The following is a 22424-nucleotide window of genomic DNA, read 5'->3' on the forward strand; positions in this document are numbered from 1 at the left end:
GCTGGAACCCGCCCGGCAACGAATCCCCCCCCCCCCCCCCTCCTCCCCCCCCCCCCCCCCCCCCCCCCCCCCCCCCCCCACCTCCGCACGTAAATTGGCATCCCATCCTCCCGGACCGTCAACTACAGTCCCTCCCACCTGTACGGAACGAGGGGACGGACATGACGGTCCGGGACGACCACAAACAGCTGATCACCACCATCGCGACCAGCGAAGCCGCCTGCGCGGCGGGCCTCACCCCCGCGGAACTCAGCGCGTTCAGCCTCACCCTGGGCCGGCTGCGCGGCCTTCCCTGCCACGACCGGACCCGACTGGTCGCCGAGCGCCAGCTCTCCTCCTTCGTGACGGAGAGCCGCAAGCGCCGCCGCCAGGAGGCCAAGGAGGCCGTCCGGCAGGCCGACGCCGCCCTGCTCGCCGCCACCGCGACCGGTGCCCGGCAACGCCGCGAGGACGCGCCGCTCGCCCCGGCCCCGGGAGGACCGGTGGGCGAACTGCTGGCCCCGCGCAGGTGCTACGTCTGCAAGCAGCCGTACCGGCAGGTCGACGGCTTCTACCACATGCTCTGCCCCGGCTGCGCGGCCGACAACACCGCCCGCCGCGGCCTCTCCACCGACCTGCGCGGCCGGCGGGCGCTGCTCACCGGCGGGCGGGTGAAGATCGGCTTCCAGCTCGCCCTGATGCTGCTGCGGGACGGCGCCGAGCTGATCGTCACCAGCCGCTTCCCGCAGGACACCGTCCGCCGCTTCCGCGCCGCCGAGGGCAGCGCGCAGTGGTGGGAGCGGCTGACCGTGGTCGGCATCGCCCTCCGGGATCCGCGCCAAGTCCTCGGCCTGACCGAGCAGTTGCGCACCGAAGGACGGCCGCTGGACATCCTGGTCAACAACGCCGCGCAGACCCTGCGCCGCCCGCCGGAGTCCTACGCCCTGCTGGCGGCGGGCGAGTCCGCGCCCCTGCCGGGCGCCGACCGCCGGGCCATCACCCACGCGCCCGGCTTCCGGCCGTTCGCCGACGCCGCCCGACTGCCCTCGGGCGCGGACGCGTTGCCGGACCTCACCGACGGGGCCGGACTGCTGCCGGACCTCACCGACGGGGCGGCCGGACTGCTGCCGGACCTCACCGACGAGGCCGGACTGCTGCCCGACCTCACCGACGAGGCCGGACTGCTGCCCGACCTCGCGCCCGCCAACTCGTGGTCCGCCACGCTCGGTTCGCTCGACCCGACGGAGCTGCTGGAGACCCAGCTGGTCAACTCCCTGGCCCCGGCCCTGTTGTGCGACCGGCTGCTGCCGCTGCTGCTCGCCTCTCCGCACCCCGCCCGTTACATCGTCAACGTGACGGCGGTGGAGGGCCGGTTCGCCGTCCGCAACAAGACCGCGCGCCACCCTCACACCAACATGGCCAAGGCCGCGCTCAACATGCTCACCCGCACCAGCGCGGCCGAACTCGCCCCGCAGGGCGTGCACATGTGCGCCGTCGACACCGGCTGGATCACCGACGAGAACCCGGCGCCCAGGAAGGCCCGGATCGCCGCCCGGGGCTTCCGCACCCCGCTGGACATCGTGGACGGCGCGGCCCGGGTGTACGACCCGATCGTGCGCGGCGAGGCCGGGCACCCGGTGTCGGGGGTGTTCCTCAAGGACTACCGGGTCGCGGAGTGGTGAGGCATTGAGGTGGTAACAGCTCAGGTGTCGTAGCAGCCGTGCCAGGGCGCGTGGAAGCCGAGCCCGTCGGGGTGGAGCTCGACCCAGGGGCCTTCCTCCGCGTCGTCCTCGTCGTCCTCGTCGGCTTCCTCGTCGTCGAGCAGGAGGCCGAAGAGCACGCCGTCGACCTCCACGGAGAACTGCGCGATCGCGATGTCCCCGTACGCGCGCTCGGGCAGGGCGTCCAGCCACTCCCCCAGCAGCCGCCGGGCCTCCGCCGCCGTGCCGACGGCCCGGATGCTCGACTCCAGGTGCCGACCGGCCGGGTCGAAGCGGTGCAGCACCGCGTACGGCCGGCCGTCGGCCCACACGGCCGAGCCGAAGAACAGGCCGCCCTGCCAGCGGCCGATGGTGTCCGTGCGCCCGCCCGGCTCGTGCCGGATCGGGATCAGTGCGGGTACGTTCATGCTCGAACCCTAGGCCTGACCTGCGAGGACGGCCCGCCCGGGGTGCCCCGGGCGGGCCGTCGCGCCATTCGGTGATCAGCGACCGGTGCTCAGCGGCCGGTCGGCAGGTTGGCCCCGCCGGTGCAGTCGAGCACCACTCCGGTGACGAAGGTGTTGGCGGCGAACATGTGGATCGCCCGGGCGACGTCCTCGGGGCGCCCGACCCGGCCGACCGGGGTGGTGGCGGCCAGGCCGTCGAAGAGCGCGGTGCGCTGCTCGGCGGGGACGCGGTCCCACCACGGGGTGTCGATGACGCCGGGCGAGACGGCGTTGACCCGCAGCGGGGCGAGTTCGACGGCCAGCGGCGGGACCATCGCCTCCAGGGCGCCGTTGATGGCGGCCAGTCCAGCGGTGCCGGGGATGGCGGCGCGGGCCGAGGCGGCGGTGATCAGGGTGACCGAGCCGTCCTTGCGCAGGTGCGGCAGGGCGGCCTGGAGGACGCGCACCTGCGGCCAGAACTTGGCGTCGAAGCCGTGCGCGAGCTCGGCGAGGTCGAGCTGGGCAAAGGGGCCGCTGCCGGCCGCGCCGCTGACCGCGACGACCAGGTGGTCGACGGTGCCGACGCCGGTGAAGAAGGCCGCGAGGGCGGCCGGGTCGGTCGCGTCCAGTTGCGCACCCTCGGTCTTGCCGCCGATCCGGGCGACGGCGGCGTCCAGCTTCGCCCGGTCGCGGCCGGTGATGACGACCTCGGCGCCGTCGGCCGCGAAGGCGGTCGTGGTCGCCTCGCCGATGCCCGAGCTGCCGCCCATGACGACGACGCGCTGTCCGGCGAAGAGGTTCGATGCAGTGCTCATGGTTCTGGCCCTTCCGGCTTGATCGGGAACTTGTCGAGACCATCGGTTCCGATAACGATGTTTACCGAGACTGCTAGTCTTGTCAAGCGAGGGAAGGAAGCACGGGGACAGAAAGAGAGGGACACCGCCATGAACGAGACCGACACCCAGGCCACCCGGCCGCACACCGGCCGCCGCCGCAACGAGGCGGCCCACCGGGCGATCCTGGACGCGGCGCTGCACCTGCTGGCGGAATCCGACGGCACGCCCGTCACCATCGACGCCATCGCCCGCGCGGCCGGCGTCGGCAAGCAGACCGTCTACCGCTGGTGGCCCTCCAAGGGCGCCGTCCTCCTGGACGCCCTCACCGACCGCGCCGACCAGGACGTCACCGACCACCCCGACACCGGCGCACTCCGCACCGACCTGCGCGCCTTCATCGGGACCACCTTCGACGCCGCCCAGCAGAGCACCACGGCCTCCGCGCTGCGCACCCTGGTCCGCGAGGCCGCCCGCGACCCGCACCTGGCCGAACTGATGCAGGCCTTCACCGCCACCCGGCGCGACGCGCTGCACGACCTGCTCGCCCGGGGGCGCGAGCGCGGCGAACTGGCCGACCACGCCGACCTCGACCTGATCGTGGACCAGGTCTACGGGGTGTTCTGGTACCGCTTCCTGCTCGGCCACGGCCCGCTGGACCCGGCCGTCGCCGAGCGGCTCGCCGACACCCTGGTCGCCGGCAACGACCAACCGGGCGCTCAGGCGGTGCGGCGGCGGTAGTACGCGACGCCGAGCGCGATGGTGATCGGCCCCCACAGCGCGGCCGGGGTGACGCAGACCCGGTACAGCGCCTCCCACCAGCCGTTGTCGAACCCGACCTCGTCCAGCACGCCGGCCCAGGCGAGCGGCTGGAGGCCGAACAGTCCGAACAGCACCAGCCCGCCCAGCACCGTCGCGACCAGCGGCCCGAGCGGCGGCACCCGGCGCCCCCGCAGGAGCGGCACCCAGCGCGGGAACGCCTCGCCCCAGCCGCTGACCAGGCCCAGGGTGAGCAGCGCCAGCCCCTCGGTCACCAGGCTCAGGGCGAACACGTACGGGGCGCCGAACCACGGGAAGGGCGGGCGGTTCGGGTCGACCGTGCCCATCACGTAGTCGAAGGCGAACGGCAGCCGCCACAGGCAGTGCGGCAGCAGGATGAACGGCAGGGCCTTGGCCAGCCGCAAGGCCCAACGGGGGACGGGGCGTTCGGTGTCACCGACGGGGATGTTCCTCCACATGCGTCCACCCTCGCCGCCGCCACCCCTCCCCCGCCTCGACCGCGCGGCCGAACCCCCTCCCCCGGCAGAGCGAGTTACGTGTGCGCCAGCAGGCTGACGTACCCCCGGTCCGGACGCTCCGGCCGGGTCTGTTCCAGCCGGGTGGTGACGGTGAACCCGGCCCCCGCCAGCAGCGCGACCAGGCGTCCGGCCGGGACGAGGTGGGAGGACCAGGACACCGGGTGCCCGTACGCCGAGCTCGGCCGGGACTCCTCGTCGCCGGTGTGCCCGCCCAGCAGCAGGTGCCCGCCGGGGGCGAGCACCCGGTGGAACTCCGCGAACATCGCGGGTAGTTCGGCCTCCGGGGTGTGGTGGACGGAGTACCAGGCGAGGATGCCGCCGAGACTGCCGTCGGCGGCGTCCAGGTCGGCCATCGAGCCGACGGCGAAGCGCAGCCGGGGGTACGCGCGGCGGGCGAGGGCGATCATCCCGCCCGACACGTCGACGCCATGGGCGGAGAGCCCCAGCCGGTGCAGGTACGCCGTCACCCGCCCCGGCCCGCAGCCGAGGTCGGCGACCTCGGCGCCGCCCGACTCCCGGACCAGCTCCGCGAAGGCGGCGAGCATCGCGCGCGAGAGCGGGTCCATGCCCTCGGGCGGGACGACGCGGCGGAGGTAGGCGGCGGCCACGGTGTCGTAGGACTCGCGGACGGCGGCGAGGTGTGCGGGCTCGGTCACCGCGCCACACTAGGGCCCGTCTTCAAACTCCCGTCGTTCGCCCGGAGGGCGGGCGGGGCGGCGTTGGGGTGCGTGCATCGCAAGGCGGAGGAGGGAGTCCATGCGGTGGGGGCACCTCCCGGCCGAAGGCTGGGGGCCATCGGCGACCGACGACAACGCGGCGAGGTGCGTGCCCCGGCGTCGGCCCGCAGGCGGGAGTTTGAAGACGGGCCCTAGGCCTTCGCGGCCCGGGCGGCGCGCTCGGCGAAGACCCTCTCGCGGCGGTCGGCGGTCTGCTTCATCATCCGCTTGCGGTCGCGGGCGGAGAGCCGGTCGAGGTAGAGGCCGCCGTTGAGGTGGTCGGTCTCGTGCTGGAGGCAGCGGGCGAAGTAGCCGGCGCCCTCGATCACCACGGGCTCGCCGTGCTGGTCGACGCCGTGCACCACCGCGTGGGCGGGGCGGGCGAGTCGGGTGTTGGCTCCGGGCACGGACAGGCAGCCCTCGACGTCCTCGATCAGCCGGCGGCCGGGCTCCTGCTCCTCGACCACCGGGTTGAGCACGTGTCCGACGTGCCGGACGCCGTCCTCGTCCGTGCAGTCGTAGACGAACAGCCGCAGGTCCACGTCCACCTGGTTGGCGGCGAGGCCGCAGCCGTCGGCGAGGTACATGGTGGCGAACATGTCGTCGACCAGCCGGGCCAGTCGCTCGGTGCCGAAGTCCTGCTCGGTCGCCGTGCGGCAGGTGCGGCGGAGGATCTCCTCCCCCACCTCGGTGATCCTCAGGACGGTCGGACGCTCGCGCAGCTCGGACACGGGTGCTCCCCTTCGATGGACTTGCCGTCCGACGTGATGCCGGACGAGACGCCGGACGTGCGGTCGGACTAGCTGTCGGACTTGCTGTCGGACTTGCTGTCGGACTTGCTGTCAGCTTTGCAAAGTAGCAGACTTTGCAAAGTGACCGAAGACCTCGTCAGATCCGGGACCCTCCCCGAACACGCGGTGCGCACCGCCCTGTTGGCGCTCCTCGCCGAACACGGCACCCTCACCTCCACCGAGGCCGCCGCCCACCTGGGGCAGAGCTCCGGACTCTGCTCCTTCCACCTGCGCCAGCTCGCCCGCCACGGGCTGATCGAGGAGGCACCCGCCCTCGACGGCCGGGCCCGCCCCTGGCGTCTCCCCCGGGCCGAGCCGGAGCCGAGCCCGGAGCCCAGCGAGGAGCAGCGCCCGGACGAGTTCGGCGAACTCGCCCGCGGCCTGGAGGACGAGAGCCACCGGCGCTGGCTGGCCCGGCGCTCCGAGGCGCCCGTCGAGTGGCAGCGGGACGAGGCGTTCAGCGCCGTCGTCCACCTCACCCCGGCCGAACTGGCGGCCGTCGGCGCGGAGGTGCGCCGGATCCTCGCCCGCTACCGCGACCGCGAGGCCGACCCGGCCGCCCGCCCCGCCGGGGCCCGCCCGGTCGCCGCCGTCACCCGGCTGTTCCCGCTGCTGGAAGGGGACTGAGGCCGACCCGCCGACGCCAGAACCGGACGGGCGTTCGGCGCGTCCGTTTGAGGCGTGATCAGTGCGGTGCTCGGCGGGATGCCGATGTTCTGGCCCGGGCTGCTGCTCTCGCTGGTACCGGCGGCGCTGCTGAACCGGCCGGTGGGGCGGTTGCTGCGGGCCCATTGGGTGGTGGGCTTCCTCCTGCTGCTCGGGCTCGGCGGAGTCGTGGTGGCGACGCTGCTGCCGGAGGCGTTCCGGCTGTCCGCGGACGCCGTGCGGCACTGCACCGTCCAGGGGGCGCGGCCGCGTTCGCCGTACGAGCTGCTGCACGTGCGGCACATCGAGCTCAAGCTGGCGACCTACGCCCCGGTCGGCTTCGCCGCCGCCCTGGCCGGGACGAGGCGGCGGGCGGTGGTGGCGCTGCTGGGTGCGGCGGTGCTGCCGTTCGCGGTGTCGGCGGTGCAGTACGCGGTGCCGTCGATCGGGCGGGCCTGCGACGTGCAGGACGTCTGGGACGGGGTGCAGGGGATCGTCCTGGGGGCGGCCGTGGGGCTGGCGCTGGGGCCGGTGCTCCGGCGGCTGGCCCGGGCCCGGGTGGCGACGGACTGAGCGGCCGTCACTGCACGACCAGGTACCGCTGCTCGCTCCCCCCGCTGACGCAGCCCCCGCCGGTGAACGGCCCGCCCGCGCAGTCCCCGGGGCCCGAGGTGTAGACCGTCCAGATGTACACGCCGGGCAGCTTCGGCGTGTACGTGGTGCTCAGCGCGGTCTGCCAGGGCAGGTGGTCCCATGCGGTGGCGCCCGGCGTCAGGATGTTCACCGTGGAGGTGGTGCCGGCGCTCGCCCAGCTGAACTCGACCGGCTTCCCCACCGGAACCACCTGCTGGTCCTTCGGGAAGACCGGGATCGGGGCCGAGGGCGCGGCCTTGACCGGGTTGGCCGCCTGGCTCCGGTCCGGCTGCACGTTGAGGTAGCGGGTGGCGCTCCAGCCGCTGCCGATGCTGCCGTTGGAGGCGTTGGCGCCGACCACGGCCCACTGGTAGACGCCCGCCTCGGTGGGCTTGAAGGTGCAGTCGGCGGAGGTGAGCCAGCCGGAGGCCTGCCAGGGCTGGGTGCCGCGCCGGGTGAAGACCTTGGTCACCGCGCCGGCCTTGTCCCAGCTGAGCACCAGCGAGCGGCCCAGGGTCAGGGTGTCCCGGTCGGCCGGGGTGAGCAGGCCGGAGGCGTGCGGGGTGCCGTTCGGCACGGCTGCGGGCGGGCCCTGGTTGGCGCTCGCGTCGCCGCCCGTGCCGCCCGTGCCGGCCGCTCCGCCCGTGCCGCCGGACCCGCCGGTCACGCAGTCCGGCGGGCCGCCGCCGTCCTCGGCGACCACGAAGCCGCCGTTGTCCAGCCCGGTGCCGCCGCCGTCGTGCCGCAGGTAGACCGGCACCAGCACGGCGGCCGCGACCACCGCCAACGCGCTCGGCAGCAGCACCCAGAGCCGCCGCGCCCGGCGCCGCCGCCGGGCCGCCGCCTCGGAGGGCTCGGTCCGCGCCCAGCCGCCGGCGCCGTACGGGTCCGCGCCCAGCAGGGTCGGCACCCTGGTCGAGGGCACCCGGCCGGGCAGCCCGCCCGGCGCCCCGGGCCCCTCAAACCCGGGCGCAGCGGAACCGGGCGCACCGGACTCGGGCGCACCGGCCCCGGGCGCCAGCAGCGGCGCCTCCGGGACGGCGGACCGCACCCGCAGCGACTCCGGCAGCCACGACCCGGTCGGCCCCTGGTACCCGGGCGGCCCGAGCCGCTCCACCAGCTCGGCGGGGGTGGGCCGGTCCTCCGGACGGCGGGCCAGGCAGGCGGCGACCAGCGGGCGCAGCGCCTCGGGCACCTGGCCGAGGTCGGGCTCGGTGTGCATGATCCGGTAGAGCAGCACCTGCGGGTTACCGCCGTGCCCGTACGGGGCGCTGCCGGCGGCGTGGCAGAGCACCCGACCGAGGCTGAACAGGTCGCAGGCGGGGGTGAGCGGCTCGCCCGCGATCTGTTCCGGCGCCATGTAGCCGGGGGTACCGATGACGGTCTGGGTGCGGGTGAGCGAGGCGCCGTCGAGGGCGCGGGCGATGCCGAAGTCGATGACCCGCGGCCCGTCGTCGCCGAGCAGCACGTTGGAGGGCTTGAGGTCGCGGTGGACGAGTCCGACCGCGTGGATCGCCGCCAGGGCCTCGGCCAGTCCGGCGCCGAGCACCCGTAGGACGGGTTCGGGCAGCGGGCCGTGGGCGGCGACGGCCGCCTCCAGGGACGGGCCGGGGATGTAGGCGGTGACCAGCCAGGGCGGGTCGCCGTCCGGGTCGGCGTCGACCACCTGGGCGGTGTGGAAGCCGCCGACCCGCCGGGCGGCCTCCGTCTCCTGGGTGAAGCGGAGCCGGAAGCGGGGGTCGGTGGCGAGGTCCCAGTGCACGCACTTGACCGCGACCAGGCGTCCGCCGGGCGAGCGCCCCAGGTAGACGACCCCCATCCCGCCGCTGCCGAGCCGGGCCAGCAGCCGGTAGCGGCCGCCGACCGTCGTCGGGTCGGTGGGTCTCAACGCCTCCACGTCCACCCCCGGCGTGCGCGTTCCACGTTCCGCGGGGCCGGCGGTACCTGAGTAAACCTCAGCTGCCTGACCCCGCAAGCAGAATAATCTCAGCTGCACGCCCGCGGGGCCAGTTCGGAAAGGAAAAGAACTACCGGCCGCCCCAGACCTCCAAGGACCGCCACGGGCCGCCACGGGCCTCAGTGGTCAACCGCTGACGGATTCGGTAGTCACCCCGGCTCGCTCCGGACGACGGTGAGCGAGAGCCGGTCGGAGCGAACGGGGACGGGGCTCAGCGACCGGGTAACGGCCGGATGACGGGATTTCCAAGGGCGGCAAAAATCTTCACCGGGACAGAGTGTTCTTTTCGGACATTCCTTACCCGATCAACCACATCTGAGAAGGCGTCACCCCGGCGGGAATTGCGGACCGCTCCACCGGTCGAGTAGTTCTTCCCGTCGGCATGCCCGTCCTGGCAGATCCGTCCCGGCATGCCCGTAACGACCCCAGGGGGACCTTCCACATGCGCAACTCGCGCAGACGCGCGCTCTACGCGCCTTTCACCATCGCCGCCGTCGTCCTCGGGGCGACCGCCGTCCCGGCGCACGCGGACGACCTGAAGCTCACCTTCGCCGGAGTCTCGAACTCCACCGTCCAGATCCCGACCAAGCCTGCACAGCCGAGTCGGGGCAGCGAGAACCTGCACATCGAGATCGGCCGGATCGGCTCCGGCACCGCGCACGACGTGAAGGTCGTGTTCGACACCACCGACCTGGCCGGCGTCGCGGACCTGACCGTTCCCGGCTGCGCGACCGCGGGCAAGACCATCACGTGCGACCAGCACGAACTGAACTTCGACCGGATCAACATCCTCGCCAACCCGTGGCTCAGTGCCGTACCGGGGGCGACCCCGGGCAGCCACGGAGTGCTGCACCTGAAGCTGACGGCGTCCAACGCGCAGAGCGCCAGCCAGGACGTCCGGGTCGACGTCGGCGGGCCGGACTTCAAGGCCAAGCCGCTCGCCGACCGGAACAACGTCAAGCCCGGAACCGTGCTGACGCCGTCGGTGGAGTTCGCCAACGTCGGTGACCTGCCGGCCGGCAAGGTCGTGGTGACCGTCGACGCCATCTCCGGCATCGACCTCAAGCAGCGCCCGTCGAACTGCGAGTTCGCGTCCGCACCGGACGGCAGCTCGGGCGACAAGACCTGGCCCGGTGACTCCATCGCGATCTGCACCGTGGACACCACCGTCGCGCCCGGCCAGGTGGTCGCCCTGGACCCGCTGCAGCTCGGCATCACCAACAGCGCCTGGTACACCTTCGCGGACATCACGGTGTCCCCGACCGAGGACGCCCAGTTCTCCGAGATCTCGGACTGGCGCAAGCGCCTGACCTTCCAGCGCGGCACCGGCCCGGCGCTGACCGCCAAGCCGGCCAACGACCCCGAGCTGCTCAGCACCCCCCGCACCAGCTACGACAACCACGTCGAGCAGAACGTGCAGGCCACGAACACCGCCGACTTCTCCGCGCTCGGCGCCTGGAAGCCCAACGGCGCCAAGCAGGGCACGCTGTCGGTCGGCTTCCGCAACAGCGGCCCGGCCTCGATCTTCTACCGCAGCGGCGACGCGGTCGTGACCGTCCAGGCCGCGATCCCCGCCGGCGTCACCGTGACCAAGGTCCCGGACGGCTGCCGACCCAAGACCTGGGAGAACGGCAAGCAGGTCGCCCACCCGGACAAGTACCTGTGCGAGTCCCCGATCTGGGTGGCGAACGGCCTGGAGAAGGTGTTCCCGTTCGGGCTGTCGGTCGACGCCGGCACCCCGCCGACCGTCCAGGTGACGCTCCAGGACCAGGACAGCCTGTACGGCACCGGCGCCACGATCGCCAAGCTGTCCTTCGAACCGGACCCATCGCACGAGTCGGTCTCGGTCCAGCTGGGCGCCCAGGCGAGCGGCTCGATCCCCGGCCCGGTTCCGACCTCGGAGCCCTCGCAGGGCCCGACGCCGAGCAGCCGCCCGACCTCCGCCCCGCCGATCGCACGGCCGACCGCCACGCCCTCGACGCCGGGCCAGGCCCCGAGCACGACGGCCTCGGCCGCGAGCACCGCCTCCCCCAGCGCCCGCGCGCTGAGCGGCGACCTCGCCCACACCGGTAGCGACGGCACGCTCCTGATCGCGGGCACCGGCGCGGCGGCCATCGCCGTCGGCGGCGCGCTGTTCGTGGTCGCACGCCGCCGCAAGGCCGCGACCCACCGCTGAGACCCGACGAGGGCGGGGACCGAGTACCGGTCCCCGCCCTCGCGGAGCGGATGTCACTGCAGGTCAATGCAACTGCAGGTCAATGTCGCTGCGGGTCAATGTCACTGCAGGTCAACGGTTTGTGTCGGTCGGCCTCAGTGCGGGATCGAGGAGATCAGCTCGTGCGCCCCCTGCCGCTTGAGCGCGAGGGCGACCGAGGTGCCGAGGTCCTCCGGGGTGAGCGCGCCGGCCCACTCGTGGGCGTCCAGCACCCGCTTGCCGTCCGGGGTGAAGACCCGGCCGCGCAGCGAGAGCCGGCCGTCCGCCTCCGCCTTGGCGAAGCCGGAGATCGGGCTGTTGCAGTGGCCCTGCAGCACGTGCAGGAACATCCGCTCGGCCGCCGCCTCGCGCCAGGTGTCGTGGTGGCCGAGCCCGGTGACGGCCTCGATGGTCGCCGCGTCGTCCTCGCGGCACTGCAGTACGAGGATGCCGGCGCCGATCGGCGGGCACATCTCCTCGACCGGGAGGACCTCGGTGATCCTGGCCCGCTCGCCGATCCGCTCCAGCCCGGAGACGGCGAGCAGCAGCGCGTCAACGTCCCCGGCGGCCAGCTTGGCGAGCCGGCTGTTGGCGTTGCCGCGGATCGGCACGCACTCCAGGTGCGGGTGGGAGGCGGCGAGCTGGGCGATCCGGCGGACGGAGGAGGTGCCGATCCGGGTGCCGGGCGGCAGTTCGGCCAGGGTCAGGCCGCCGGGGTGGACGAGTGCGTCGCGGATGTCGTCGCGGCGCAGGTGGGCGGCGAAGACGGTGCCGGCGGGCAGCGGGCGGTCGGCGGGCACGTCCTTGAGGCAGTGCACGGCGACGTCGGCCTCCCCGGCGAGCAGCGCGGCGTCCACCTCCTTGGTGAACGCGCCCTTGCCGCCGAGGGCCGCGAGGTCCCCGGTCCAGCGGTCGCCGGAGGTGGTGACCGGCACCACCTCGGTGCGCAACCCCGGGTGCAGTGCGGCGAGTTCGGCGCGGACCCGGTCGACCTGGGCGAGTGCCATGGGCGAGGAGCGGGACACGATGCGGATCAGCTCAGCGGTGGCCATGGCGCGATGATAGGCGCTCCGACGCTCACCCCTCGGCCTGCCTCACGTACTCGGCGTAACGGCGCGGCAGCTCCGCCCGTCGGAGGTCCCGCATCACCGGCCCGACGGCGCCGAGCGCGGCGCCCGCCGCCACCAGCAGACTCGCGCCGCTGAACGCGTACCCGTCGCCCGCGTCGACGGCGGTCAGGGCGAGCGCGGGCAGTACGGCGACCAGTCCGGTGCCGAGCACCTCGGCCACGGCGAGCCGTCGGCGCAGGTAGGAGAGGAACTCGACGGTCGGCCGGCCGGGCCGGATCCCGGGCACGAACCCCCCGGTGCGCAGCAGCGCGTCGGCACCCCCCAGTGCCGACCGGTCGGCCCGTACGGCCAGCCCGGCACCGATCGCCGCGAGCACGAACAGCAGGGCGAGGTACGGGAGTCGGGGCAGCGGGAAGGGCGCCAGCAGCAGCGCCGCGGTCACCGCCGGGACGAAGCCGCGGTGGCTCAGCACCAGGGGAAGGTAGCGGGTCTCACCACCCGACCGGACCCCGATCAGGCGCCGGGCGTACTGGACCGGGATGCGCCGCTCGCCCTTGCGCCCGGCGATCACCAGCGCGGTGGTCGCCAGCAGGGCGAACAGCGCCGCCGCGAGCACCAGCGCGTAGCCGCCGGGGCCCGACTCCCGTTCCACCGCCCACAGTTGGCCGGGCAGGACGGCGAGCACCTGGACGAGCTGCAGCACCGACACCCCGTCGCCGAGCCCGCGCCGGCTGAGCCACCGGGCGAGCCAGAGCACCGCCATCGCGCCGGCCGCGGTGCAGCCGGTGATCACCGCGACGGCGGGCGCGCCGTGCAGCCGCAGCACGCCGTCCGCCGCGGCCGGGGACGGCAGCAGCCGCCCGGAGTCGGCGACGAGCCCGAGCGCCAGGCCGCCGAGCAGGCCGAGGGCGAGGGTGGTCCGGGTCTCCAGCCGCCGCATCCCGGCGCGGCTGCCGCCCAGGTGCTCGGGGCGCAGCGCGGCGAGCCTGGGGTGCAGCCGGGTGAGGAGCAGCACCAGCGCCCGGGCGAGCAGGACCGGCAGAACGCCGAACGGGAGCAGCGCCAGCCGGTACAGCCCGCCGCCGGTCAGCAGGTCGACCAGGCCGCGCAGTTGGTCGCCCGGCAGGGTGCGGTCGGCGACCCGGCCCAGGACCGCCGGGTCGACGCCCGGCAGCGGCAGGCTCTGGCCGAGCCGGAACAGCAGGACGCCGCCCAGCGTGGCGGCGGCGGCCTGCAGGCCGGTTCCCGTACGGCTGGCGGTCATTGGCCTCAACTCCCCCGGTGTCGACGGGAAGTGGGACGCCGGGACCGGCCGAGCGGTTCCCCGCCCGACCGCCCCACCGCCCGACCGCCCGGCCCCCGACCGCCCTGCCACCCGGGTCCGTTCGTCGCGTCCGCCGCGCCCCGGGCGGGCTCACTCGTTGTGCAGCACCTCGGCGATCGGCAGCCGGGCCGCCGAGCGGGCCGGGACGAGCGCGCCGAGGACGGCGATCGCGACGCCCGCGAGGGCGAGGGCGGCCAGCAGCGGGGCGCCCCAGACGTCGATCATCGAGTCCGTGAAGGCGATGATCCGGACGTGCTCGATGATCAGCCGGTGCACCAGGATCCCGAGTGGGATGCCGATGATCCCACTGGCCACGCCCTGCCAGGCCACCGAGGTGATCGTCATCGCGACCACCTGCCGGGGCGTCATCCCGATCGACTTCAGCATGCCGAGGTCGCGGCGGCGTTCGCGGATGGTGAGCAGCAGGGTGTTGAAGACGCCGAGCGCGGCGACCACGGACAGCAGAACGGTGAAGGTCGTGCTGAAGGTCTTGATCGCGACGACGGGCCCCACCGACCCCTGGGTGCTCACCGAGACCGACAGGCTCGGGTCGGCGTCCGTGACGGCCTTCTGGTAGGCCGCGGCGTCAGCGCCCTGGGCGAGCTTCACGTCGTACTCGACCACGTGCGGATCGGGGGTGAGCAGGGCCCTGGTGGCGTCGTTGGAGGTGATCGCGTTGGCGTTGCCCTCGAGCTCCTTGCCGACCAGGGTGACCGTGGTCTGTCGGCCGTCCAGGACCAGCGTGATCCGGTCGCCGAGCTTGAGCCCGTGCTGGTCGAGGAAGGCCGGCCCGGCCTCGATCTCGTTCAGCCCGGTCGCCAGGCGTCCCTCGACCACGTTGAGCCGCTGGTGGTCGACCATGGCGTCGCCGCCGTAGAAGTTGGCGAAGACGAGCTGGGGCTGGCCCACGATGCCGACCCTGACCAGGCCACGGACGGAGACCTGCTCGGCGCCGGGGGTGGCGTGCAGCATCGCCTCGGTCTGCTCCGGGGTCAGCCGGGGCGTGATCTTGTTCTCCGAGAAGGCACTGGTCAGCACGTCGATGTGGGTGCTGCCGTCGGGCGCGGACATCGACCTGGCCAGGGTGCTGCTCACCCCGGTGGTCACGGTCACGGTCACCACGCCGAGCGCGATCGCCGCCATGGTCAGCGCGGTGCGGGCCGGGCGGGCGAAGGGCTGGCCGAGGCCGAGGCTGACGGCGCGCGGCAGCCGGGTGCCGCCCAGCCAGCGCTGGACCTTGAGCCCGCGCCCGGCGCGCGGGGCGCTGCCGGCCGAGATGGCCTGGGCGGCGGAGAACCTGCGAGCCCGCGAGGCGGGGACGAACGCGGCGAGCGCGACCAGCAGCGGGACGCCGAGCAGGGTGGCGGCGGGCAGCCAGCCGGCCGGCTCGATCACGGCGGTACCGGTCGCGATCCCGCTGAACGCGGCCTTGAGGATCGGGTACGAGGCCGCCCAACCCGCCACCGTCCCGAGGACGGTGCCGACGACGGCGGGCACCGAGACCATGGTCAGGTAGACCGTCACCACCTGGCGCGGGGTGAAGCCGATCGACTTCAGCACCCCGATGTGCCGGTAGCCGGAGACCACCGCGCCGCTCACCACGTTGCCGACGATCAGGGCGGCGACGATCAGGCCGAGCACGCCGAAGACCGTCATCAGCGGCAGGTAGGCGTCGGCGCCGGCCGAGAAGGCCTGCTTGAGCACCAGGTAGGACTGTCCGCTCTCGACGGCGTCCTCGGGCAGGCCCTCGGTGGCGTTGGCGAGCGAGGTGGTGAGCTGTTGCTCGGTGGCCGCGTCGGTGAAGCGGTAGAGCATCTGCCGCCCGGTGGGGTGCAGGGCGGCCGCCTGCTCGGGGGTGACCCAGCCGCCTGCGGACTGGCTCATGCCGCTCGCGAAGCCGACGATGGTGAGCTTCAGCCCGGTGCTGGTGGTGAGCGACGTACCGAGGAACCGAGCCCCACCGCCACCGCCCGCGTTGATGACCAGCTCGCCGGGGCCGGTGGCCCAGCGGCCGGACAGCAACTCCACCCGGTCCACCGGCGCGGACGCGGGGTCGGGCCGGCCGACCAGGGCCAGCGGGCCCGGCGGGCGGCCGACCCAGTCGGTGGGGATGGTCACCACGGCCTGGTCGAAGGGCCCGGCGGCCGCCTCCACGCCCGGCCGGTGGGCGGTGGCGGCCAGTTGCTCCGCCGAGGCCTTGGCCGGGTCGAAGAGGGCGCTGACGTGGGCGCCGCGCTCGCCCTCGAAGGCGGCGTCGAACGGGGCCCGGGCGGCGCTGATCACCGCGAGGGCGAGCAGCACGGTCGCGGTGGAGCAGAAGACCACCAGGCCGATCACGATGGTCTGCACCCGGCGGCGCTTCACGGCCGCCCGGGAGGCCCGCCACACGGCACTGTTCACGATGAGCTCTCCAGCATCCGCTCGCGCGCCACCTTGCCGTCCGCGACCTCGACCAGCCGACTGGCGCAGCGGGTGGCCAGGTTGGGGTCGTGGGTGACGATCAGCAGGGTCTGCCCGATCTGGTTGAGGTCGATCAGCAGGTCCATCACCTGTTCGCCGGAGCGGCTGTCCAGCGCGCCGGTCGGCTCGTCGGCGAGCAGCAGCGCCGGGCGGTTCATCAGGGCGCGGGCCACCGCGACGCGCTGGCGCTCGCCGCCGCTGAGGGTGGCCGGGTAGACGTCCTTGCGGTGCGCGACGCCGAGTTCGTCCAGCAGCTCCAGCGCCCGGCGGCGCGCCTGCTTGGCGCTGGTGCCGGTCAGCTGGGCGGCCAGGGCGACGTTGTCGAGGGCCGGGAGGTCGTCGATCAGGTTGAAGAACTGGAAGATCATGCCGATGTGGCGGCGGCGGAACAGCGCCAGGCCGTTCTCGTTCAGCCCGCCGAGGTCCTGCCCCTGCACCCGGACGGTGCCGGCGCTGGGCCGGTCCAGCCCGGCCACCATGTTCAGCAGGGTGGACTTGCCGCACCCCGAGGGGCCCATCACGGCGACCGCCTCCCCCGCGCGGATCCGCAGGTCGACGCCGTCGAGCGCCTTGGCGTCGCCGAACTCCTTGTGCACCCCGGACAGCTCGACGACGTACGGCGCGTCGTCGGGCCGGGTGGTCCCGTCGTGGTCGTTGCTCATGGTCGACGACGGTAGGCGCGGCCTCCCGGGCCGGGCGTCCCACCCCGGGTGTAACCGCAGGTCGCCGTAGTACCCGGGATGTACGCGGGCGGCACCCCCGGATGATGTCGATCAAGCTCCGACCTGGGAAGCTGGCGCCGTGTGGGGAACTGGGACGGACTGGATCGCGGTCGCGACGGCGGGCACCGCCTGCGCGACCGCCGGCTGGCTGGGCGTCGCGCTGGTACGGGCGCGGCGGCTGTACCGGGCGGCCATCGGCGAGCGCGGCTGGCTGCTGGAACGCGAGCGGGAGAGCGCCGCGAGCTCCGCCGTGGACGCCGAACGGGCGCGGATCGCGGCCGAGTTGCACGACATCGTCAGCCACAACGTGAGCCTGATGGTGGTGCAGGCCGGGGCCGCCCGCGAGGTGCTGGCCACCATGCCGGAGGAGGCGGCGGCCGCGATGGGAGCGGTCGAGGCCGCCGGGCGGGACGCCATGACGGAGCTGCGGCACCTGCTGGGCCTGCTCGCCCCGGCCGCCGACGGCAGCGAGGAACCGGAGCGCGACGGCTTCGCGCCGCAGCCGAGCCTGAGCCGGCTGAGCCCGCTGATCGACCGCTTCGCCTTCGCCGGGCTGCCGGTGGAGGTGCGGGTCTCCGGCGAGCCGCGCCCGCTGCCCGGCGGCGTCGACGTGACGGCCTACCGGATCGTCCAGGAGGCCCTGACCAACGCGCTCAAGCACGGGGACGGGGTGACGGCGGAGGTGACGGTGCGGTACGCGGACCACTACCTGCGGGTGGAGGTGCTGAACAGCGGCCCGAGCGTGCTCTCCGGCGGGTCCGCCCCCGCGCCGGCCCTCCGGCAGGCGGACGGCGCCGGGCGCGGGCTGATCGGCCTGCGCGAGCGGGTCGCCGTGTACGGCGGGGACCTGGACGCCCGGCGCCGGCTCGGCGGCGGCTACCGGGTCCGCGCCCGCATCCCGCTGGACCGGCCGCGCCCGCTGGACCGACCGTGAACGCCGTGAACGTCCCGGAGGGCAGCGTGAAACGCCCAGGACACCGTGAACGCCCCGGAGGAGACCGTGAACGCCCTGGAGGGCACCGTGCGACCCGAGGAGCAGCGCCGCCCCCGGGTGGTGATCGCCGACGACCAGGAGCTGGTCCGCACCGGTTTCCGGATGATCCTCACCGCGCGCGGCATCGACGTGGTCGCCGAGGCCGGCGACGGCGCCGAGGCGGTGGCCGCCGCCACCCTGCACCGGCCGGACGTGGCCCTGCTGGACATCCGGATGCCGACCATGGACGGCCTGGAGGCGGCCCGCCGGATCCTGGCCGCGGTGCCCGGCTGCCGGGTCATCATGCTGACCACCTTCGACCTGGACCACTACGTCTACGCGGCGCTGTCCGCCGGCGCCAGCGGCTTCCTGCTCAAGGACGTCACCTCGGCCCACCTCGCCGCCGCCGTACGGCTGGTGGACACCGGCGACGCCCTGCTCGCCCCGTCGATCACCCGCCGGCTGGTGGAGCGCTTCGCGACCGGCGCCCCGCACCCCGCCGCGCGCGGCGCCGACGGGCCGCGGCTGCACCGCGACCTCGCGCCGCTCACCCCGCGCGAGGTGGAGGTGCTCGGCCTGCTCGGACGCGGCCTGTCCAACGGCGAGTTGGCGGTCGAACTGACCCTGAGCGAGTCGACCGTGAAGACCCATGTGGCCCGGATCTTCGCCAAGTTGAACCTGCGCGACCGGGCCCAGGCGGTGGTGCTCGCCTACGAGACCGGACTGGTCGCACCCGGCGCGAACGACTGACCGTCAATTCCCCTCCTCGCCAGGATGATTCGCATGACAATCAGGTAGCTCACTCATTAGGGGGAACAGCTCGAAGGATTCACATTTTTGCCAGTCCATGGGGGAGCATCTGCGTATCCGCGACCGGAGCGACGAACACCGTCCGGGCGGCACCACCCCCGCAGGACGAAGACCATTGGACAGGCCCGTGACCACCAGCACCCCCGTGTGGGACTGCCCCTTCCACCACACCGACGGCCTGGAGTTCGACCCCCTCCTCAAGCGGCTGCTCACCGAGGCCCCGATCGCCAGGGTCCGACTGCCGTACGGCGCGGGCGAGGCCTGGCTGGCCACCCGCTACGAGGACGTCAAACTGGTCACCACCGACCGCCGGTTCAGCCGCGCCGCGGGCATCGGGCGCGACCTGCCGCGGATGACGCCCGCCACCATCGCCCAGGCCGAGTCCATCAACCTGATGGACCCGCCCGAGCACAACCGGCTGCGCCGCCTGGTCGCCCAGGGCTTCACCAACCGCCAGGTCGAGCGGATGCGCCCCCGGACGCAGGCCATCGTCGACGGCTTCCTCGACGAGATGGCCGAGCACGGCGCCCCCGCCGACCTCGCGCACTTCCTCTCCGCCCGGCTCCCGCTCCACACCATCTGCGAACTGCTGGAGATCCCCGAACCGGACCGCGACCAACTGCGCGCCCGGGCGGTCGCGATGATGCGGATGGGCCCCGGCAGCCGCGAGGGTCAGGAAGAGGCCAAGGCCGGCCTGCGCGCCTACTTCACCGAGCTCACCGCCGAACGCCGGGCCCACCCCGGCGAGGACCTGATCAGCGCGCTCGCCACCGCCCGCGACGGCGAGGACCTGCTCGACCCGGACGAACTGGCCGTCATGGCGATGGTCCTGCTGGTCACCGGCCACGACACCAGCACCTACCAGCTGAGCAACATCACCTACACCCTGCTCACCCACCCCGAGCAGCTCGCGAAGCTGCGCGCCCGGCCTGAGGAGCTGCCCCGCGCCCTGGAGGAGCTGCTGCGCTTCATCCCGTTCCGCCAGGGCCCCGGCATCGCCCGGATCGCCACCGAGGACGTGGAGCTCGGCGGCGTGCTGATCCGGGCCGGCGAGGCCGTGCACGTCTCCTACCTCACCGCCAACCGCGACCCGGCCGTCTACGAGCACCCCGACGAGCTGCGCCTGGACCGCACCGACGGGCCCGTCAACATGGCCTTCGGCCACGGCCAGCACCGCTGCCTCGGCTCGCACCTCGCCCTGATGGAGCTCCAGGTCGCGATCGGCACCCTGCTGCGCCGCTTCCCCCGGCTGCGACTGGCCGTCGACCCGGCCGAACTCGACTGGGAATCCGGCTCGATCTGGCGCTTCCCGCAGACCCTGCCGGTCGCCTGGTAGCCCACTCCCCTTCGCCACACCGTTCCCGCACCGGGGAGACCCACACACCCATGCCCACACTCTGCCGCCCCGCCGTCGCCGTGCCCGAGCACGTCATCACCCTCGACGAGACCCTCGACCTGGCCCGCACCCTGCACGCCGGCCACCCCCAACTCGGCCTGGCCCTGCGGCTGATCGAGAACACCGGGGTGCGCACCAGGCACCTGGTCCAGCCGATCGAGCAGACCCTCACCCACCCGGGCTTCACCCAGCGCAACCAGGTGTACGAGCGGGAGGCCAAGCGCCGCGTCCCCGAGGTGGTCGAACGCGCCCTCGCCCACGCCGAGTTGGGCGCCCAGGAGATCGACCTGATCATCTACGTGTCCTGCACCGGCTTCATGATGCCGTCGATGACCGCCTGGCTGATCAACACCATGGGCTTCCGCTCCGACACCCGCCAGGTGCCGATCGCCCAGCTCGGCTGCGCGGCCGGCGGCGCCGCCGTCAACCGCGCCCACGACTTCTGCCGCGCCTACCCGGGCGCCAACGTGCTCATCGTCGCCTGCGAGTTCTGCTCGCTCTGCTACCAGCCGAGCGACCTCGAAGTCGGCTCGCTGCTCTCCAACGGCCTGTTCGGGGACGCCGTCGCCGCCGTGGTGATGCGCGGCCGGGGCGGCCGCGGGGTGCACGTCGAGCGCAACGGCTCGCACCTCGTCCCGCACACCGAGGGCTGGATCTCGTACGGGGTCAAGGACACCGGCTTCCACTTCCAGCTGGACAAACGGGTGCCCGGCACCATGGAGATGCTCGCCCCCGCGCTGCGCACCCTGGCCGGACAGCACGGCTGGGACGTCTCCGGACTCGGCTTCTACGTCGTGCACGCCGGCGGCCCGCGGATCCTGGACGACCTCTGCCACTTCCTCAACCTGGAGCCGTCGACCTTCCGCTACAGCCGGGCCACGCTGACCGAGCGCGGCAACATCGCCAGCGCGGTCGTCTTCGACGCCCTGGCCCGGCTGTTCGCCGACGGCGGGGTCGCCGAGGGCACCACCGGCCTGATCGCCGGGTTCGGGCCGGGCATCACCGCCGAGATCTCCCTGGGCAGTTGGGTCGACACCCCGGTCGAACCGGTGCGCCGGCGGCCGCGCGCCATCTCCACCTCCGACATCGCCCTCGTCCACCAGGGCGCCCCCCGCCGTTTCCCGGCCGGCACTACGATCACGGAATGACCGACACCACGGACCGCACCGACACCGACACGGCCGCCAGAGCCGCCGAACTCGCCGCCCTGTTCCCGGCGTTGCACGCGCCGCAGTACTGGGCCTGGGGCCGCTACGACGCGCAGTTCTCCACCCTGCTGCCGCCGGACGAGCTGGTCACCAACATCCATCTGGTCGGGTTCGCGGACGGTGACGTGGTGCTCTGCCGGGACGACCGGAACCACTGGTTCCTGCCCGGTGGGACCCGGGAGAAGGACGAGTCCGTCGCCGACTGCCTGACGCGGGAGCTGCGCGAGGAGGCCGGCGCCCGGCTGCTCGGCGAACCGGCCTGGCTCGGCGCGCACCGCTGCCACACCGAGGACCTGGTGCCGTACCGGCCGTGGCAGCCGCACCCGGACAAGGCCTGGCTGTGGGGCTGGGGCGAGGTCGAGCTGGACTCCACGCCGACCAATCCGGCGGACGGCGAGCAGGTGGTCGAGGTCCGGGCCGTCCCGGCCGCCGAGGCGCAGCGGCTGCTGCTCGGCGGGCACGACGCCTGGTGGGGCGAGCTGATCGGGCTGGCGGTCGAGCTGCGACGGCGGGCCGGGCGGGGCTGAGCCCTGAGCCGGCCCCCGCCCGAGCCATGCCCCCAGCCCGAGGCGGCTCCCAGCCCGAGGTCACTCCCGGTCCGGGATATTCCCGTCGGGCCGGAAGACCACCGGAACGGCCGAACAGAAGAGGGAACTGTCCGTTTTGCGGTGATATGACTCGGCCATGGACACCTATTCGTTGGCCGCGTCACTGGCCGTGGACTACCCGGTGCTCAACATCTTCTGGACGATGCTGGAGCTGTTCCTCTGGATCCTCTGGTTCTTCCTGCTGTTCAAGATCATCACGGACATCTTCCGCAGCCACGACCTCAGCGGCTGGGGCAAGGCCGGCTGGCTGATCCTGGTGATCATCCTGCCGCTGATCGGCATCCTCGCCTACCTGATCGCCCGCGGCCAGGGCATGGGGAAGCGGGACGTCGAACAGGCCCAGCAGGCCGACGCGGCGGTCCGGGCCTACATCCGGGACGCGGCGGCCGGAACGCCCGCGGAGGGCGGCAGCGGCGGCCGCAGCCACGTCGAGGACCTGGCGAGACTGGCGGACCTGAGGGAGCGGGGCGCCATCTCCGACGAGGAGTACCAGAAGGCCAAGGACAAGCTCCTGGCGTGAGCGGACGAAACGGCCGGGGGGGGGGGGGGGGGGGGGGCCGGGCGCCGAGAGGCGAAGACCCGGCTGCTCCATCCCGAGGTGCCGTTCTGTTGGGGGGCAGCGTGCCCCCCCACCGGTCTGGCGGAGCCGGCTCAGGAGGTC

The 22424-nt window shown here is 73.7% G+C and carries 21 protein-coding genes; 11 read left to right on the forward strand and 10 right to left on the reverse strand.

Going from position 1 to position 22424, the window contains the following annotated elements; genetic code table 11:
- Positions 1-161 precede the first annotated feature (161 nt).
- Positions 162-1661 (forward strand): SDR family NAD(P)-dependent oxidoreductase, encoded by a 1500-nt coding sequence (locus tag ACZ4W5_RS12465; RefSeq protein ID WP_465654116.1) that lies wholly within the window; start codon positions 162-164, stop codon positions 1659-1661.
- A 20-nt stretch (positions 1662-1681) separates the two neighbouring features.
- Here ACZ4W5_RS12465 and ACZ4W5_RS12470 read toward each other — a convergent pair whose 3' ends face one another.
- Positions 1682-2107: a hypothetical protein gene (locus ACZ4W5_RS12470; RefSeq protein WP_465654117.1), complete on the reverse strand. Its 426-nt coding sequence runs from the start codon at positions 2105-2107 to the stop codon at positions 1682-1684.
- A gap of 89 nt (positions 2108-2196) precedes the next feature.
- On the reverse strand, positions 2197-2940 hold the full coding sequence (locus ACZ4W5_RS12475) for an SDR family oxidoreductase (RefSeq protein ID WP_465654118.1): 744 nt from the start codon (positions 2938-2940) through the stop codon (positions 2197-2199).
- Positions 2941-3069: 129 nt separating this feature from the next.
- On the opposite strand from ACZ4W5_RS12475, the gene ACZ4W5_RS12480 reads away from it, so the two are divergent.
- Positions 3070-3699: a TetR/AcrR family transcriptional regulator gene (locus ACZ4W5_RS12480; protein WP_465654119.1), complete on the forward strand. Its 630-nt coding sequence runs from the start codon at positions 3070-3072 to the stop codon at positions 3697-3699.
- On the opposite strand, the gene ACZ4W5_RS12485 is transcribed toward ACZ4W5_RS12480, so the two are convergent.
- The 3 genes from ACZ4W5_RS12485 to def all read right to left on the reverse strand — a co-directional run bounded on the left by ACZ4W5_RS12485 (position 3678) and on the right by def (position 5703).
- On the reverse strand, positions 3678-4196 hold the full coding sequence (locus ACZ4W5_RS12485) for a hypothetical protein (RefSeq protein WP_360237257.1): 519 nt from the start codon (positions 4194-4196) through the stop codon (positions 3678-3680). The two genes, ACZ4W5_RS12480 and ACZ4W5_RS12485, sit on opposite strands and share 22 nt — an antisense overlap.
- Positions 4197-4270: 74 nt before the next feature.
- Positions 4271-4912 (reverse strand): class I SAM-dependent methyltransferase, encoded by a 642-nt coding sequence (locus ACZ4W5_RS12490; protein ID WP_465654120.1) that lies wholly within the window; start codon positions 4910-4912, stop codon positions 4271-4273.
- 212 nt (positions 4913-5124) lie between these two features.
- Complete coding sequence (gene def, locus ACZ4W5_RS12495) at positions 5125-5703, reverse strand: peptide deformylase (protein WP_465654121.1); 579 nt, start codon at positions 5701-5703, stop codon at positions 5125-5127.
- Between the two features lie 141 nt (positions 5704-5844).
- On the opposite strand from def, the gene ACZ4W5_RS12500 reads away from it, so the two are divergent.
- Complete coding sequence (locus ACZ4W5_RS12500) at positions 5845-6390, forward strand: winged helix-turn-helix domain-containing protein (RefSeq protein ID WP_465654122.1); 546 nt, start codon at positions 5845-5847, stop codon at positions 6388-6390.
- A 54-nt stretch (positions 6391-6444) separates the two neighbouring features.
- A complete protein-coding gene (locus ACZ4W5_RS12505) occupies positions 6445-6981 on the forward strand; it encodes a hypothetical protein (protein ID WP_465654123.1) in 537 nt (178 codons plus the stop codon).
- Positions 6982-6988: 7 nt separating this feature from the next.
- Here the strand turns inward: ACZ4W5_RS12505 and ACZ4W5_RS12510 are convergent, their stop codons facing one another.
- Positions 6989-8929, reverse strand: coding sequence for a serine/threonine-protein kinase (locus tag ACZ4W5_RS12510; RefSeq protein ID WP_465654124.1), 1941 nt, complete (start codon positions 8927-8929; stop codon positions 6989-6991).
- A 511-nt stretch (positions 8930-9440) separates the two neighbouring features.
- On the opposite strand from ACZ4W5_RS12510, the gene ACZ4W5_RS12515 reads away from it, so the two are divergent.
- On the forward strand, positions 9441-11174 hold the full coding sequence (locus tag ACZ4W5_RS12515; protein WP_465654125.1) for an LPXTG cell wall anchor domain-containing protein: 1734 nt from the start codon (positions 9441-9443) through the stop codon (positions 11172-11174).
- Positions 11175-11308: 134 nt separating this feature from the next.
- Here the strand turns inward: ACZ4W5_RS12515 and hemC are convergent, their stop codons facing one another.
- From hemC to ACZ4W5_RS12535, 4 genes are all read right to left on the reverse strand, one after another.
- Positions 11309-12244, reverse strand: a complete 936-nt coding sequence (gene hemC, locus ACZ4W5_RS12520) for a hydroxymethylbilane synthase (RefSeq protein WP_465654126.1) — start codon at positions 12242-12244, stop codon at positions 11309-11311.
- Positions 12245-12269: 25 nt separating this feature from the next.
- A complete protein-coding gene (locus ACZ4W5_RS12525) occupies positions 12270-13526 on the reverse strand; it encodes a hypothetical protein (RefSeq protein ID WP_465654127.1) in 1257 nt (418 codons plus the stop codon).
- A 150-nt stretch (positions 13527-13676) separates the two neighbouring features.
- On the reverse strand, positions 13677-15986 hold the full coding sequence (locus tag ACZ4W5_RS12530; RefSeq protein WP_465654128.1) for an ABC transporter permease: 2310 nt from the start codon (positions 15984-15986) through the stop codon (positions 13677-13679).
- Positions 15983-16708, reverse strand: coding sequence for an ABC transporter ATP-binding protein (locus tag ACZ4W5_RS12535; protein ID WP_360237237.1), 726 nt, complete (start codon positions 16706-16708; stop codon positions 15983-15985). The genes ACZ4W5_RS12530 and ACZ4W5_RS12535 overlap by 4 nt, the downstream gene beginning before the upstream one ends.
- 139 nt (positions 16709-16847) lie before the next feature.
- Between ACZ4W5_RS12535 and ACZ4W5_RS12540 the strand changes: the two genes are divergently transcribed.
- The 6 genes from ACZ4W5_RS12540 (at position 16848) to ACZ4W5_RS12565 (ending at position 22283) form a co-directional block, all read left to right on the forward strand.
- A complete protein-coding gene (locus ACZ4W5_RS12540; protein ID WP_360237235.1) occupies positions 16848-17702 on the forward strand; it encodes a sensor histidine kinase in 855 nt (284 codons plus the stop codon).
- A gap of 87 nt (positions 17703-17789) precedes the next feature.
- Positions 17790-18491, forward strand: coding sequence for a response regulator (locus ACZ4W5_RS12545; protein ID WP_465654134.1), 702 nt, complete (start codon positions 17790-17792; stop codon positions 18489-18491).
- 187 nt (positions 18492-18678) lie between these two features.
- Entirely contained in the window at positions 18679-19887 is a 1209-nt protein-coding gene (locus tag ACZ4W5_RS12550) for a cytochrome P450 (protein ID WP_465654129.1), read from the forward strand.
- Between the two features lie 50 nt (positions 19888-19937).
- On the forward strand, positions 19938-21095 hold the full coding sequence (locus ACZ4W5_RS12555; RefSeq protein WP_360237231.1) for a type III polyketide synthase: 1158 nt from the start codon (positions 19938-19940) through the stop codon (positions 21093-21095).
- Complete coding sequence (locus ACZ4W5_RS12560) at positions 21092-21682, forward strand: NUDIX hydrolase (RefSeq protein WP_360237229.1); 591 nt, start codon at positions 21092-21094, stop codon at positions 21680-21682. Before ACZ4W5_RS12555 ends, ACZ4W5_RS12560 begins: the two co-directional genes overlap by 4 nt.
- A gap of 157 nt (positions 21683-21839) precedes the next feature.
- Entirely contained in the window at positions 21840-22283 is a 444-nt protein-coding gene (locus ACZ4W5_RS12565) for an SHOCT domain-containing protein (RefSeq protein ID WP_465654130.1), read from the forward strand.
- Positions 22284-22424 lie beyond the last annotated feature (141 nt).

The sequence above is a fragment of the Kitasatospora sp. NPDC029367 genome (genome assembly GCF_055569135.1).